At 67.7% G+C, this 14,941-nt stretch carries 13 protein-coding genes and 1 pseudogene; all 14 read right to left on the reverse strand.

Annotated features, from left to right (window positions below):
• Positions 1–755, reverse strand: a 755-nt coding sequence (gene leuB / locus H2040_RS13040; protein ID WP_287157951.1) for a 3-isopropylmalate dehydrogenase, incomplete at its 3' end; no start/stop codon positions are given.
• Positions 752–1,336 carry a 3-isopropylmalate dehydratase small subunit gene (leuD, locus tag H2040_RS13045; protein WP_287157953.1) on the reverse strand — a complete coding sequence of 195 codons (585 nt, stop codon included), beginning with the start codon at positions 1,334–1,336 and terminating at the stop codon, positions 752–754. The genes leuB and leuD, both read right to left, overlap by 4 nt.
• On the reverse strand, positions 1,320–2,732 hold the full coding sequence (leuC, locus tag H2040_RS13050) for a 3-isopropylmalate dehydratase large subunit (protein ID WP_287157955.1): 1,413 nt from the start codon (positions 2,730–2,732) through the stop codon (positions 1,320–1,322). Before leuC ends, leuD begins: the two co-directional genes overlap by 17 nt.
• On the reverse strand, positions 2,713–3,681 hold the full coding sequence (locus H2040_RS13055; protein WP_287157958.1) for a branched-chain amino acid transaminase: 969 nt from the start codon (positions 3,679–3,681) through the stop codon (positions 2,713–2,715). The genes leuC and H2040_RS13055 overlap by 20 nt, the downstream gene beginning before the upstream one ends.
• 16 nt (positions 3,682–3,697) lie before the next feature.
• A complete protein-coding gene (locus H2040_RS13060) occupies positions 3,698–5,266 on the reverse strand; it encodes a 2-isopropylmalate synthase (protein ID WP_287157960.1) in 1,569 nt (522 codons plus the stop codon).
• Positions 5,263–5,532, reverse strand: a complete 270-nt coding sequence (locus H2040_RS13065) for an ACT domain-containing protein (protein ID WP_022699140.1) — start codon at positions 5,530–5,532, stop codon at positions 5,263–5,265. Before H2040_RS13065 ends, H2040_RS13060 begins: the two co-directional genes overlap by 4 nt.
• Before the next feature lies 1 nt (position 5,533).
• Positions 5,534–7,246, reverse strand: coding sequence for an acetolactate synthase 2 catalytic subunit (ilvG, locus tag H2040_RS13070; protein ID WP_502709340.1), 1,713 nt, complete (start codon positions 7,244–7,246; stop codon positions 5,534–5,536).
• Positions 7,247–7,261: 15 nt separating this feature from the next.
• A complete protein-coding gene (gene ilvC, locus H2040_RS13075; protein ID WP_287157962.1) occupies positions 7,262–8,272 on the reverse strand; it encodes a ketol-acid reductoisomerase in 1,011 nt (336 codons plus the stop codon).
• Between the two features lie 14 nt (positions 8,273–8,286).
• Positions 8,287–9,954, reverse strand: coding sequence for a dihydroxy-acid dehydratase (gene ilvD, locus H2040_RS13080; protein ID WP_287157964.1), 1,668 nt, complete (start codon positions 9,952–9,954; stop codon positions 8,287–8,289).
• A 402-nt stretch (positions 9,955–10,356) separates the two neighbouring features.
• Positions 10,357–11,640 carry a threonine synthase gene (thrC, locus tag H2040_RS13085; RefSeq protein WP_287157966.1) on the reverse strand — a complete coding sequence of 428 codons (1,284 nt, stop codon included), beginning with the start codon at positions 11,638–11,640 and terminating at the stop codon, positions 10,357–10,359.
• Positions 11,637–12,575: a homoserine kinase gene (locus H2040_RS13090; protein ID WP_287157968.1), complete on the reverse strand. Its 939-nt coding sequence runs from the start codon at positions 12,573–12,575 to the stop codon at positions 11,637–11,639. The genes thrC and H2040_RS13090 overlap by 4 nt, the downstream gene beginning before the upstream one ends.
• Before the next feature lie 15 nt (positions 12,576–12,590).
• Positions 12,591–14,387, reverse strand: a complete 1,797-nt coding sequence (locus H2040_RS13095; RefSeq protein ID WP_287157970.1) for a homoserine dehydrogenase — start codon at positions 14,385–14,387, stop codon at positions 12,591–12,593.
• Positions 14,388–14,478: 91 nt separating this feature from the next.
• The gene (locus H2040_RS13100; protein ID WP_022699148.1) at positions 14,479–14,622 is read right to left on the reverse strand and encodes a hypothetical protein; all 144 of its coding nucleotides are present in this window, start codon (positions 14,620–14,622) and stop codon (positions 14,479–14,481) included.
• A gap of 134 nt (positions 14,623–14,756) precedes the next feature.
• Positions 14,757–14,941, reverse strand: a pseudogene (locus H2040_RS13105) (outer membrane protein transport protein); the annotation flags it as partial.

Here is a 14,941-nt window from a genome sequence, read left to right on the forward strand (position 1 = left end):
GCGATGACCGAGGCTTCGTCGCTTAGGATGTCGCCGAACAGGTTTTCGGTCAGGATGACGTCGAAATCCGCCGGGGCCTGAATCAGCTTCATGGCGGCGGCGTCGACCAGCACATGATCCAGTTCGATGTCCGGGTATTCCTTGTCCCGCAACGCCACCACCGCCTTGCGCCAGAGACGGCTAGTGGCCAGCACATTGGCCTTGTCGATGGAGGTCACGCGCCCCTTGCGGCCGCGCGCCGCCTCGAACGCAACGCGGGCGACGCGTTCCACCTCCTCGCGCGTATAGACGCAGAGATCGCTGGCGGTCTCCTCCCCCTCCGACTTGTCGCCGAAATAGAGGCCGCCAGTGAGTTCGCGAAAGATCAGGAGATCCGCGCCCTTCACGCGTTCGGGACGCAGCGGGGAGAGATGCTCGGTGCCCGGCTGCAGGGCGACGGGGCGTAGATTGGCGAACAGGCCGAGCGCCTTGCGGATGCCGAGAAGCCCGGCTTCGGGGCGCTCCGGCCCGCCATCCCATTTCGGCCCGCCGACCGCGCCCAGAAAGACGGCGTCGGCGGCGCGGCAGGCTTTGAGCGTGGCGGGGGGTAACGCCGTTCCGCTCTGGTCTATCGCCGCGCCGCCGAAGAGGCAGTCCTCTGTTTCCAGCGTCACGCCCGCATCCGCGCAGACCTTTTCAAGCAGGGCGCGCGCGACGCCGGTGACTTCCGGGCCGATGCCGTCGCCCGGCAGGAAAACAATTTTCGCTGACGTCATGAATGCGCGCCCTCATAGGCTTCGATCTGGTCCATGCGGCCCAGAAGAAAGCCCATCGGGTCGACGCCTTCCAGAAGGCAGTGACGGCCGAACGCCTCCAGCGCGAATGGCTCGGCGCGGCCATTGGGCAGGCGCAGCTCCTGCGCCTCGACATCGAGGGCGATCTTCGCGCCGGGATTATCCAGCAGCCATTGATGCGCCTCCGCCCCGATCTCGACCGGCAACAGGCCGTTCTTCAGGGCGTTGGATTTGAAAATGTCGGCGATGTCGGAGCTGATGACGGCGCGGAAGCCGTAATCGGCCAGCGCCCAGGGGGCGTGCTCTCGCGACGAGCCGCAGCCGAAATTCCTGCCCGCCACCAGCGCCTGATGGGTGGCGGTGTCCAGACTGTTCAGCTGGGAGTGCGGTTTCGGCGCGCCCTCATCATCATAGCGCCAGTCAAAAAAGGCGAACTGGCCCAGCCCGTCGCGGCCGGTGGTGGTGAGATAGCGGGCAGGAATGATCTGGTCCGTATCGATATTCTGCTGCGGCAGAACGGCGGTCTTCGTGACCAGTCTGGTGAATTTATCCGACATAGACATGATCCAGATATCCTCTCGGGTCTGCGATTTCGCCGGCGACGGCGGAGGCCGCGGCGGTGGCGGGACTGGCCAGAACCGTGCGCACGCCCTTGCCCTGCCGTCCCATGAAGTTGCGGTTGGAGGTGGAGACGACCAGATCCCCCGGCGCGCCCTGATCGCCGTTCATGGCGATGCACATGGAGCAGCCGGGCTGACGCCACTCCGCGCCGGCGTTCTGGAAGATCTCGTGCAGGCCTTCGGCCTCGGCCTCCCGCCGGATGGATTCGGAACCCGGCACGATCATCACTTTCACGCCGTCCTTGACCTTGCGGCCCAAGAGGATGCGCGCGGCCTCCCGCAGGTCAGTCATGCGGGAATTGGTGCAACTGCCGATGAAGACGCGATTGACCGCCTGCCCCGCGACCGGGGAGCCGGCGTCAAAGCGCATATAATCCAGCGCCTGCCGGCCCGCATCATCGCGCGGAGCGGGGATCATGGATTCCACGCCCACGGCCGCGTCCGGCGACACGCCGTATGTGACCATCGGGGTGATCGTGGCGGCGTCGATGCGCACTTCCTTGTCGAATTGCGCGTCCGGGTCGCTGCGAAGCGAGCGCCAGTCCGCCACCGCGTCGAACCATTCATCGTCCGCCGGGGCGTATTCGCGGCGATAGAGCCAGTCGAACGTGGTGGCGTCCGGGCCGATCATGCCGGCGCGGGCGCCCGCCTCTATCGACATATTGCAGAGCGTCATGCGCGATTCCATGTCCATCGCTTCCACCGCGGACCCGGCATATTCGATGACATGGCCGGCGCCGCCATCGGTCCCGATGACGGAGATCATCGCCAATGCCGCGTCCTTGGCGGTGACGCCGGAAGGCAGGCGGTTATCGAAGGTGACGCGCATGGTTTTCGGCTTACGCTGCAGGACGCATTGCGTCGCCAGAACATGACCGACTTCGGTGGTGCCGATGCCAAAGGCCAGCGCCCCGAACGCGCCGTGGGTGGAGGTGTGACTGTCGCCGCAGACAATCGTCATGCCCGGCTGAGTCGCGCCCAGCTCCGGCCCGATGACATGGACGATGCCGCGCCGCTTGCTGGACCAGTCATGCAGGGTAATGCCATGGCGCGAGCAGTTGTCGCGCAGCGTTTCCACCTGCGATTTTGCCTGCGGCGTGGCGTAGGGCGGTTCGTCCCCCGCGCCGAATTTCAGGGTCGGCGTCGAATGGTCGATGGTGCCCAGCGTCCGGTCAGGCCGGCGAACCTTCAGCCCGCGTTCGTCCAGTGCCGCGAAGGCCTGCGGGGAGGTCACCTCGTGAATCAGGTGCAGGTCGATATAGAGGGTCGCCGGGGTTTCCGCGGTTTCCGGGGCGACGAGGTGGCGCGCCCAGACTTTCTCAAACAGCGATTTTGGCATCTGCCTGCACTCCTTCTGCCGGCTGGGCCATCGGCTCCAGCCATCCATGCCTGTCCGGCGTGGCGCCGGAGAACAGGCCGAAAAATGTTTCCTGAAGTTGTTCGGTGACCGGGCCGCGCCGCCCGGCGCCCACCATACGCTGGTCGACCGAGCGGATTGGGGTGATCTCCGCCGCGGTGCCGGTAAAGAAGGCCTCGTCGGCGAGATAGAGCATCTCCCGCGGCAGGGCCTGCTCGGCCACCTCGATCCCGGCCTCGCGGGCCAGGGTCATCACGGTGTCGCGGGTGATGCCGCCGAGGATGGAGGACGCGGCGGGCGGGGTCAGCAGCCGCCCGTCCTTGACCAGGAACAGGTTTTCGCCCGCGCCTTCGGAGATCAGGCCGTTATGATCCAGCCCGATCCCCTCAGTGAAACCGCGGCGCTTGGCCTCCCGCGAGATCAGCAGGCTGGAGAGATAATTGCCTCCGGCCTTGGCCGCGGTGGGAATGGTGTTCGGCGCGGGTCGCCGCCAGCTGGAGACGCAGACATCCACGCCCTCCGCCCGCGCGGTCTCGCCCAGATACGCGCCCCACGGGAAACCGGCGATCACCACGTCCACCGGCGCGCTATCGGGCGGCACGACGCCGATCTCGCCATAGCCGTAATAGGCGATGGGGCGCAGATAGGCGCTTTCCAGACCGTTCTCCCGCACCACCATGCGGCACCCCTCCATCAGCCCGTCAAAGGCGAAGGGAATCTCGATCTCGTAGATTTTCGCGGAGTCGTAGAGCCGCCTGATATGGTCGGTCAGGCGGAAGGCCTGCGGCCCTTTGGGCGTTGCATAGACGCGCACGCCCTCGAAGACCGAGCTGCCATAATGCAGGCCGTGCGACAGGACATGGGTCTGGGCTTTCGCCCAGGGCCGCAGCCCGCCATTCATCCAGATATAATCCGCTTCGGCGATCGGCATTTTCCGTCCCTCCTCTTCAAGCGGCTTCGGCGCGGCGGGGCGCGGCGCCGGTTGGCAGGGCGCGGTTCAGCGCGACGACATAGGCCTCCACCACGGTGGGCACGACATCCCGGCCGCGGGCGCGGCCGGTGAAGCGGTGACCGTCGATATCCAGCGCGATATCGGCCAGCACGGCGCCGTCGTCTTCCTCGGCATTGTGGGTGATATCCAGCTCCGCCACCGTGGCGGCGACGCCGACAATGCTCTGCACCGCGTCGAAGGCGGCATCCAGCGGACCGCCGCCAACGCCCACATCGGTGACGCGGCCGCGTTCGGAATGCAGCAATTCGATCCGGGCGAAGGAATCCGTGCGGGCGGCTTCAGCAAAGCGAAGCTCCACCCGGCGCACCGTCCACGGCGCGGCCGGGGCCGAACCCGCGCCCTTGAACAGGTCGATGATCTGCTGGTCGGTCACTTCGCGGCACTCATCGGCCATCGCCTTGAAGGCGGTGAAGGCATCCTGAAGCGCGGCGGCGTCCGGCTCGAAGCCCAGCCGCTTGGCGCGGTCGGCCAGCGCGTGCTTTCCGCTGTGCTTGCCGAGCACGAGGCTGGTCGAGGGCTGGCCTACATCCTCCGGATTCATGATCTCATAGGTGTTCCGGTCGGCCAGCATGCCGTGCTGGTGGATGCCGGCTTCATGCGCGAACGCGTTTCGGCCGACGATGGCCTTGTTGCGCGGCACGGGATTGTGGGTGACCCGGGCCAGCAGGCGGCTGGTCCCGTAGAGCCTGGTCGTGTCGATGCCGGTCTCCACGCCATAGACGTCGCGGCGGGTGGCCAGCGCCATCACCGCTTCCTCCAGCGAGCAATTGCCCGCGCGCTCGCCAATGCCGTTGACCGCGACCTCCACCTGACGCGCGCCGGCGCGCACGGCGGACAGCGTGTTGGCGACCGCCATGCCCAGATCGTCGTGGCAGTGGGCGCTGAAGATGACGCCTTCGGGCCGGGTCACCGTTTCCTGCAGGTGGCGGTAAAGCGCGAAGATTTCCTCCGGCGTGGTGAAGCCGACCGTATCGGGCACGTTGAGGACACAGGCCCCGGCGGCGGCCGCGGCTTCAAACGCCTCGACAAGGAAATCCCGCTCCGTGCGCAGGGCGTCCTCGGCGGAGAACTCCACCTCCTCGAAGGCGCCGCGGGCATGGGCGATGGTCTCCGTGATGGCGTCCAGCACCTGGCCTTGGCTCATGTTCAGCTTGGCCTCGCGGTGGGTCGGGCTGGTGCCGAGGAAGATATGGATGCGCGATCGGGCGGCCGGCTCCAGCGCGCGGGCGGCGATGTCGATATCGCGTTCGTGCGCGCGGGCGAGGCTGCAGAGCGTCGGCCCCTCGATCTCGGAGGCGATCTGGCGCACCGCCTCGGCGTCGCCGGGCGAGGCGGCGGCGAAGCCGGCCTCCATCACGTCGACGCCCAGATCGGCCAGCGCCTTTGCCATGACCAGCTTGTCCCGCGTGGTCATGGAAAAGCCCGGCGCCTGTTCGCCGTCTCTCAAGGTGGTATCGAAAACGAAGCAGCGATTTGCGGCCCCGTCATTGGTGTCGCGGCTCATGTTCGTGTCTCCCCTGAACGCGCTGTGGCAAGCTGGTCCGGCCCGACGCGGCGCACGCCGTACAGCCGGGCAATCTGTCTTTTCAGGATGTCCGGATCGCGCCCCGGACCGCGGCCATGGACGCACAGCATCATGCTGGCGGCCTCCGCCTGAACGGCGTCCATGGAAATGGAGCGGATCTCGAAGCCCCGCCCCTCGACCACGCCCAGGACCCGGCGCACCGCGCCCTCCGCGTGATCCAGTTCGATATGCAGCATGTGGTCCATTTCAGGCCTCCATCATTTCGGCGTTGGACCGGCCGGGCGGCACCAGCGGCCAGACATTTTCCATGGGGTCGATCCGCACATGGGCGAGGATCGAGCCGCGCGTATTCAGGATCCGGTCGATCGCCGCGTCGGTCTCATCGCGGCGGGCGACGGTGAAGGCTTCCACGCCGAAAGCCTCCGCGACCTCAGCGAAATCGGGATTGTCGAAGAGATCGACCTCGCTGAAATTTTCCTCAAAGAAGAGTTCCTGCCACTGCCGGACGAGGCCGAGCGTGGAGTTGTCCAGCAACACGATCTTCAGCGGCGTGCGGTAGCGGCGGAGCGTCGCCAATTCCTGGATATTCATCATGATGGAGCCGTCGCCGGAGACCGTGACCACGGTGGCGTCCGGCGCCGCCATCTGCGCGCCGATGCCGGCGGGCAGGCCGTAGCCCATGGCGCCGAGACCGCCGCTGGTCAGATGCGCCTGCGGCCGGGAGAAGCGGCAATGCTGGGCCACCCACATCTGGTGCTGGCCGACATCGCAGGCCGCGACGAAGGAATCGCCCGCCGCTTCCGACAGCTTCTTGAGGAAAGCCGGCGCATAGACGCCGCGGCCCGGGGCGTCATAGCTGAGGGCGTGTTCGCGTTTCAGCGCCGCCACGTGACCGCGCCAGGCATCGATTGAGGGGCGCTGCGGCGCGAGGCGTTCGAGGGCCGTGACGAGATCGCCGGTGATGGCCGCATCGGCGCGGCGCAGCTTGCCGATCTCCGCGTGATCGCCGTCGATATGGATGACCGAGGCGTTGGGCGCGAAGGTTTCAAGCTGCCCCGTGGCGCGGTCATCGAACCGGGCGCCGCAACAGATCAACAGGTCGGATTCCTGCACGGCGAGGTTCGCCGCCTTCAATCCGTGCATGCCCAGCATTCCGATGAAGTCATCATGCTCCGTCGGCAGGCAGCCCAGCCCCTGAAGCGTCGCCACGGCGGGGATGGCGGCGCGGGCGGCGAGCGCGCGCAGCGTCTCCACCGCGCCGGCGCGGCTGACCCCGCCGCCGATATAGAGCAGCGGCTTCTCGGCGCGCGCGATGATGGCGTTGGCCGTTTCGATGGAAGCCGCGTCCGGCGCTCCCGGTTTGGGCCAGGGGCGGCGCGGATGGTCCAGCGGCGCGGCGATTTCGGCCTGCGCCACGTCCTTGGGCAGGTCGATGAGCACCGGGCCGGGCCGCCCGCTTTCGGCGATGCGAAACGCCTCGGCGACCTTCTCCGGGATTTCCGCCGGGTCGCGCAGGATGACGCTGTGCTTCACCACCGGGAGGGTGAGACCGAAGATGTCGATCTCCTGAAACGCGTCGGTGCCCATCAGGCCGGAGGCGACCTGGCCGGTGATTGCCACCATGGGAACGGAATCCATGTAGGCGTTGGCGATGCCGGTGATCAGGTTGGTCGCGCCGGGGCCGGAGGTGGCCATGCACACGCCCGCCCGTCCCGTCATCCGGCCATAGGCGTCCGCGGCGAAGGCCGCGCCCTGCTCATGCCGCACCAGAATATGCTTCAGCGCCGAGCCGGGGAGCGCGTCATAGACCGGCATGATCGCGCCGCCCGGATAGCCGAAGATGACCTCCACCCCCAGCCCTTCCAGCGTCTTGACCAGCAGGCGCGCGCCGGTGCGCGGCGCGGCCGGTTGGGGAGCGTCCGTGACGTCCGGGGCGGGTTGAGCGGGCATGGCGGTCATGGGCTTTGCGGTCCGTTATTCGGCGGCGTTGTTGGCGCCGGGTTGCATCCAGGCCATGCGGCCGCGGAGATCGCGGCCGACCTGTTCGATCGGGTGTTCGAGATCGGCGTCCAGCAGGCGCTGGTAGCGCGGCTGTCCGGCCTGGTTTTCCAGGATCCACTCGCGCGCGAACGCGCCGGACTGGATGTCCTTCAGCACTTCGCGCATACGCTGGCGCGTCTCGTCATTGATGACGCGCGGGCCGGAGGTGAGATCGCCGAAGATCGCGGTTTCGCTGATGAATTCGTGCATCTTGGCGAGGCCGCCCTCATAGAGCAGGTCCACGATCAGCTTCAGTTCGTGCAGGCATTCGTAGTAGGCGATTTCCGGCTGGTAGCCGGCCTCGACGAGGGTTTCGTAGCCGGCGAGGACCAGCTCGGTCGCGCCGCCGCAGAGGACGGCCTGTTCGCCGAACAGGTCCGTCTCGGTCTCCTCCTTCACCGTGGTCTCGATGGCCCCGGCCGCCGTGCCGCCGATCCCCTTGGCGTAAGCGAGCGCTCGCTGGCGGGCCTTGCCGCTGGCGTCCTGCGCGGCGGCGAACAGGCACGGCACGCCGCGCCCGCGCTGATATTCCCGGCGCACCAGATCGCCCGGCCCCTTGGGCGCGACGAGCAGGACATCGACGTCTTCCGACGGCTTCACCCGGCCGTAATGGGCGGAGAATCCGTGCGCGAAGAGCACCGCGTCGCCCGGCTCCAGACCCGGCTGGACCGCCTCGCGGAACAACGCCTCATGCGTCATGTCCGGGGTCAGCAGGGCGATGAGTTTGGCGCGGGCCGCGGCCTCGGCGGGCGTGGCGACGGCCAGACCGTCTTCCTTCGCGCGGGTCCAGCTCTTGCCGCCCTCGCGCGCGCCGACCACCACGTCCGCGCCGGAGTCTTTCAGGTTCAGGGCGTGCGCCCGGCCCTGACTGCCATAGCCGATGACGGCCACGGGAGCATCGGTGATCAGGCCAAAATCGGCGTCGTCGTCTGTATAGGTTCTCATGGCTCTGGTTTCCTTCAGGCTGGCTGGATGGTGACCGCCCCGCGGGAGGCGGAGCTGACGAGGCGGGCGTACTTGTCGAAAACCCCGCCGGTGATGGGGCGCGCGGGAACCGGCGCGGGGTCGCGCGCGGCAAGGTCCGCATCGGTGTCGATGCGCCGGGTTTCCACGTCGATGCGGATCGTGTCGCCGTCGCGCAGGCGGCCGAGCGGCCCGCCCGCGGCGGCCTCCGGCGCGACATGGCCGATGACGAAGCCGTGGCTGGCGCCGGAGAAGCGGCCATCGGTGATCAGCGCCACCTCGCCGGCCAGCCCCTGCCCCGCCACGGCGGCGGTGACGGCCAGCATCTCCCGCATCCCGGGGCCGCCCTTCGGCCCCTCATTGCGGATGACGATGACGTCGCCGGCCTTGATCTTCCCGGCCTCGACGGCGGCGAAGGCGTCTTCCTCTGAATCGAAGACGCGGGCCGGGCCCTCGAAGGCGTCGCGGCTCTGGCCGGCGGTTTTCAGGACCGCGCCTTCGGGGGCGAGGTCGCCATAGAGGACGCGCAGGCCGCCGGTCGATTTCAGCGGTTTGTCGAAACCGAGCACCACGTCCTGACCGGCGGTTTCCGACGCCTCGGACAGTTCCTCGAACAGGGTCTTGCCGCTCACGGTCGGCGTGTCGGCGATGCGTCCGGCCTCTTTCAACCGCTCGCCGAACAGGCGGCAACCGCCCGCCTTGAACATGTCGAAGGCGAGGTAGCGCCCGCCCGGCTTGAGGTCCGCGATCACCGGGGTCTCGCGGGAAAGTTCGTCGAACAAGTCGATGGAGAAGTCCACGCCCGCCTCCGCCGCGATGGCGGCCAGATGCAGCACCGCGTTTGTGGACCCGCCGCTGGCCGCGACGGACGTGGCGGCGTTCCGCAAGGAAGCGGGCGTCACGAAGCGGCGCGGCGAGATTTCGCCCTTGGCGAGATCGACGACGAGCCGGCCGCAGCGTTCGGCCTCCGCGGGCTTGTCCTCGTGAACCGCGGGCACGTCCGCCGATCCCATCGGCGACAGGCCCATCATGGCGAGCGCCATGGCCATGGTGTTGGCGGTGAACTGCCCGCCGCACGCGCCCGCGCCGGGGCAGGCGCCGCGCTCTATCTGGCCCAGCTCATCGGAATCGATGGTCCCGCGCGAATGGGCGCCGACCGCCTCGAACACGTCCTGAATGGAGATGGGACAGGCCTTGTGACGGCCCGGCATGATGGAACCGCCATAGAAGATCAGACCCGGCACATCCATGCGGGCCAGCGCCATCGCCGCGGCGGGCAGCGTCTTGTCGCAGCCGACCAGGATGATGACGCCGTCGAGGCTGTGCCCGCGCACCGCCAGTTCGATGGAGTCGGCAATCACCTCGCGAGAGATCAGCGAGGCGCGCATCCCGGCCCCGCCCATCGTGATACCGTCCGACACGACGATGGTGTTGAAATCGATCGGCGCGCCGCCGGCGGCCCGCACGCCGCGCCGCACCGGCTCGGCGAGGTCGCCGAGATGGAGGTTGCACGGCGTGATGGTGGACCACGTGTTCACCACGGCGATCATCGGCTTGGCGAAATCGTCATCGGTCAGGCCGGTGGCGCGCAGCATGGCCCGCGCGGGGGCCCGGCTGGGTCCCCTGGTGATCGCGTCGCTGCGCTTGGCGGGCTGGTCTGTCATCTCTGGTCCGTTCCTTTGGTCAGGGACCGGACCTCCAAACGAAAAACCCCCGCTTCCGGGCCGGAAGCGGGGGTCTTGAAAGGAGGTCCTGTTTGTCGCTGGTTCTTAAGTTCGCGCAGGGTCCTTAGCCGCTTCCGGTATTCCGGGGCTAATCAGCAGTACGACGACTAGAATGACGCTCAGCAGCGCGGCCAGAGCGGAAACGCTCTGTGCATCGATTGCGCGGATGAGGTCTTGGGCGAACATCGTCTGAACTGCTTTCCTTCGCGGTTACTTCGCTGAAATCTTGTTGCCCTTAACGCTGACGGGGGCGAACAAGGCTGGCAACCCCCTTTCTGCGCACCTGCGAAAAATGGAATGATTTTTATCTCGCAACTGCGTATTTGTTGCTCAAGCGCAACATTATTGCCCACTTTCGAGTGCTTGAGCGAGCGCGCTCAACTCTGCCGCGATTGGCTTCGCCTCTGATTTCCGGCCGAAAATCGCCTCGAAAGCCGGGGGCGGAGCGATGGCTTCACCGATCAACGGCTCCACGGTCTCGCGAAATTTATAGGGGTGCGCCGTGGCGGCAACGACCCATGGAGCGGACTTTCGCGCCGCGTCCAGCCGGGCAAACGCCTCCGCGCCGACAGCGGTATGCGGACAGAGGGTGCGCGCCTTCGTTTCAAATTCAGCGCGGATCCGCGCCTGTATCGCGTCATCGGCGACCGAAACGGCTGAGACGCCTTCGCCCAACCGGCCCTGCTGGACGAAGCGGGCGAAATTGCTGGGATCGCCCACATCCATGGCGTTGGCGAGCGTCGCCGCGGACGGGCGCGGCGCGTATTTCCCCGTCTCGAAATAGTCCGGCAGGGCGCGATTGGCGTTGACGGCGATCACCACTGGCCCCACGGGCGCGCCGCAGGCCCGCGCCCACAGGCACGCCACCGCATTGCCCATGTTTCCGGTGGGAATGATGAAGCCCGGCGTCTGCCCGGTGTTTTCCAGAACGTCGAAGGCGGCGCTGGCGAAATAGGCCATTTGCGGCAGGAGGCGGCCCAGATTGATGCTGTTGGCGCTGGTCAGGCGCGCGGCGCGGGACAGGTCGCGGTCGGCGAAGGCCTGTTTTACCAAGCGCTGGCAATCGTCGAAATCGCCCTCCACTTCCAGCGCCGTCACGCCATCGCCCCAGCAGGTCAGCTGATGCCGCTGAAAGGGCGAGACCCGTCCTTTCGGAAACAGGATCACGGCGCGCGCGCGCTCCGCGCCCTCGAACGCCGCGCCGACCGCGCCGCCCGTATCGCCGGACGTGGCGACCAGCACCGTGAACGGATCGGCGTCATCGCCCAGCGCGTCCAGCGCCTCTCGCAGGAAGCGGGCGCCGTGATCCTTGAACGCGCCGGTGGGGCCGTGAAACAGCTCAAGCGTCCAGTAATCGCCCGCGCCGCGCGGCTCGCAAACCGGAACAGGCCAGGCGAAAGCCGCCTCGCAGAAAGCGCCCAGCCGGGGGGCGAGCGCATCGCCGTCAAAGAACGGCGTCAGCAGGCGCTGGGCGCGCTCGGACAGGCCGCGATCCTTGAAGCCTGTGAAATCGACTTCGGGGAAGTCTTCCGGAAAATACAGCCCCCCATCGGGCGCGGCGCCTGACAGCAGGGCGTCAGACAGGCTTGCCGAGGCTGCGGGATCGTTGGTGCTGAGAAACTTCATGCGGAAATCACCTCTGCGCCCGGAGAGTTTAGCGGCGCGCGATAAGCGGAAGCGGAGACGCCGCCCTGCCCGAACCCGTGCACCATGGCCGCCGCCACATCATCGGCCGCCGGCGCCGCACACCATGCGAAAATCGAAGGCCCGCTGCCGGAGAGAGAGCATCCCAGCGCCCCGGCCTCCATCGCCGCCGCGCTGGCGTTCGCGAAACCCGGAACCATCCCCGCGCGCTGCGGCTCCACCAGCACGTCGCGCAGACCTTCGGCGATCAGGCCGTGATCGTCGGCGGCGCATCCGGCCAGGAAGCTGGCCAGATTGCCGGTATGAGCAATGACGGTGGAAAGCGGCGCGTCCGGCTTCAGGGCCGCCCGCCCGTCCCGCGTATCCAGACGCGCGTCGGGGTGGGTCACAACGCAGACAAGGCCGGAGGGCAAAGGCAGCCGCGTCACCGGCCGCGCCGTGCCGGGGCGGGTCAGCACCAGGCCGCCCATCAGGCACGCGGCGACATTATCCGGCGGCGGCGGATCGCTGGAGGCGCGCTCCCCTTCCAGCGCGAAGGGGAACAGCGCGTCATGGTCCAGCGGCGCGTCCAGCAGCGCGTTCACCGCCACGACCGCCGCCACAGCGGACGCCGCCGAGCCGCCCAGCCCCGCGCTCAAGGGCACGCCCTTCTGCACGGACAACTCGACGCCGAAATCCGCGCCCGCCTCATCCAGCAGCGCCTGCGCGGCGCGCAGGGCCGTGTTGCGGTCCGCCTCGCCGGGCAGCGCCTCGACACAGCCCGAAACCGCGCCCAGCCGTGCGCCTTTTTCGACAAGCCGCCGCGCGGTCACGTGGTCTTCAAGCGCGCCGAAGGCCAGACCCAGTATGTCGAACCCGACGCCGACATTGCCCACGCTGGCCGGCGCGCGCGCCGTGACGGTATCGGGTGGGGACATGGTCGCTCTCCGGCATCAGACTTCCTTCACCGGGTTTTGCGCACGCAGGCGGTGGAGATCAAGCAGGTCCGCGACCACGGCCTCCGCCGTCGGCCAGCGGCCGGCGCCGAGGCCGAAGACATTTTCCTCCGATCCATCCGCGAAGACGATGCGGAAACAGTTTTCCGCCCCGCGCGGCCGGGCCAGGAAACTGTCCACCGAAACCGGGCTGAGCGAGACCGAAAGCGAGAAGCGGGAGCCTTCAATGGCGCACCGCCCGACCTGACGCAGCCGCAGCTTCCGCGCCTTCAGGAAGCGAAGGTGATCGACCGTCACACTGCGCAGGCTGTCGCGCGAGGCGGCCTCGGGCGAGATATCCGCGCCGAACGCGCGGCGGGCGAGTATGGCCATTTTCGCCGCGGCGTCCCAGCCATCGATATCGGCGCTGGGATCGGCCTCCGCATAGCCCGCCTCCTGCGCCGCCGCGATGGCGTCCTCCAGGGAAACGCCGGTTTCCATCTCGTCTAGGATGAAGTTGCACGTCCCGTTCGCCACGCCCTCGATTGCGGTCACGATGCGCCCGGCCTCCAGCGCCGCGTCGAGACGTTCGATCACCGGCGTGCCGCCGCCGACCGCGGCGGAATATTTCAGGTTCGATCCGCCCGCCTTGCAGGCCGCGTCCAGCGTCTCCGCCCGGCGGGCGACCAGCGCCTTGTTGGCCGTCACCACGTCCTGCCCCCGCACGAGCGCCGTTTCGATCAGGGATCCGGCCTCGTCCAGACCGCCCATCGTCTCGACCAGAACGTCCGCACTGGCAAAAGCAGGGTCCGAATGATCGTCGGTGAGCAGGTCTTCCGGGATGTCGCAGATACGCTCGCGCGATACATCGCGCACCAGAACCTTGCTGACCTCGAACAATTCGCTCTGGCGTTTCAGGCTGGCATAGACGCCGCCCCCGACCACGCCGCACCCGGCCAGCGCCACTTTCAGCTTTCGCGGCTGGCAGGACTGGACGACCGAACGCGCGCCGGCGGCGATCTGTGTCTCATAGCGAAGGCCCGGCCCGCCGACTTCCAGCGGCACGTCCTTTTCCGCCGCATAGGCCAGCGCCTTGCCCTGGACCACGCGGCCGCCGATCCGCTCCGCGCCTTTCCAGTCCAGCCGCGCATAGGGGCGCGAATCCTTCCCCGGCTTCTCCGCCGGGTCGCCGTCATAGACGCCGTCGACATCCTTGATCAGGCGAACCTTTCCGGCGTTCAGCGCCTCGCCCAGAAATACCGCGCTGTAATCGGTGCCGCCCCGGCCCAGCAGGACCAGCTCGTCCTCGGCGTCCAGCGCCACGAAACCGGCGGCGACCACGACGTCGTTGCGCTCCAGCTTGGCGCGCAGGCGGGCGGCGTCACAGCTGACGGGCCGGGCGTCGTCCTCATCGCCCTCCGCGCGGAAATCGATTTCATGCGGGTCCACGGCGGCGGCGGATACGCCGACGCGCTCGAGCGCCAGGGCGAGGGACGCCGCCGAACGCAATTCGCCCAGACGCAGCAGGCGCGGCAGGTGGCGGGACTTCTGACCGTCGGAAAGCGCGCCCGCTTCGGCATAGAGCGCGTCCGTCTCTCCCTGCCGCGCGGAAACCACGGCGAGGACTTTCCGGCCCTGCCGCACATGACGATAGACCTCGTGCACCGCCTTGTGCGGGCAAGCGTCGGTCTTGAGCAGGGAGCTGCCGAATTTCAGGACGACCAGCCTGGCGTCCCGTTTCCTCACATCGGGCCGATAGCCCGGCCGGCTGTCTTTCTGAGGGTCCGCGTCGCTTTCGCCGAGATTGAGTTCCATTTGTCCTTCTCCTTTTCGCGCAAAGAAAAAGGCCCGCTCCTTTTGGGGAGCGGGCCTTGGTGCTTGGTTCGTTTTCGCTGAACGCTCGCGCCTATCCGCTCCCCCGGTCGAACATGGTCATACCGGTGGTGGTCTGGGCGGCGGCAATCGTGACGGCGGCAATGGACACGCGCGAAATCGCGCCGGCCTGGCGGCCCGCGGCGATCATGTCGGCGATGTCAAAGCGCGTTGTCATTGTGACCTGCGTCCTGAAACTTCGCGGGCACTGTGACGAAAGCGGCGCGAAAAGAAAATCCCCTGACGGGAAATTTTTTGCCCCATGAAGCAATTTTGTCACGTCATGCCCGCCTTGCAGCGAAAACTTATCCCCTAGAAGCGCCAGTTCAGACCGACCGATACGATGTCGGCGGCGTTATCGAACTCGCCGACAAGGCGGTCGCCGGACGATCCGACCTTGTCGATCGGCGCGTCGTCGAAGAACAGGTGCTGGTAGCCGGCGTCAATGGTCAGGTCCTCGCGCGGGGTCCAGGACAGGCCCCCGGCCAGCACGATAC

It is taken from the genome of Euryhalocaulis sp., from assembly GCF_013911995.1.
GTDB lineage: Bacteria > Pseudomonadota > Alphaproteobacteria > Caulobacterales > Maricaulaceae > Euryhalocaulis > Euryhalocaulis caribicus.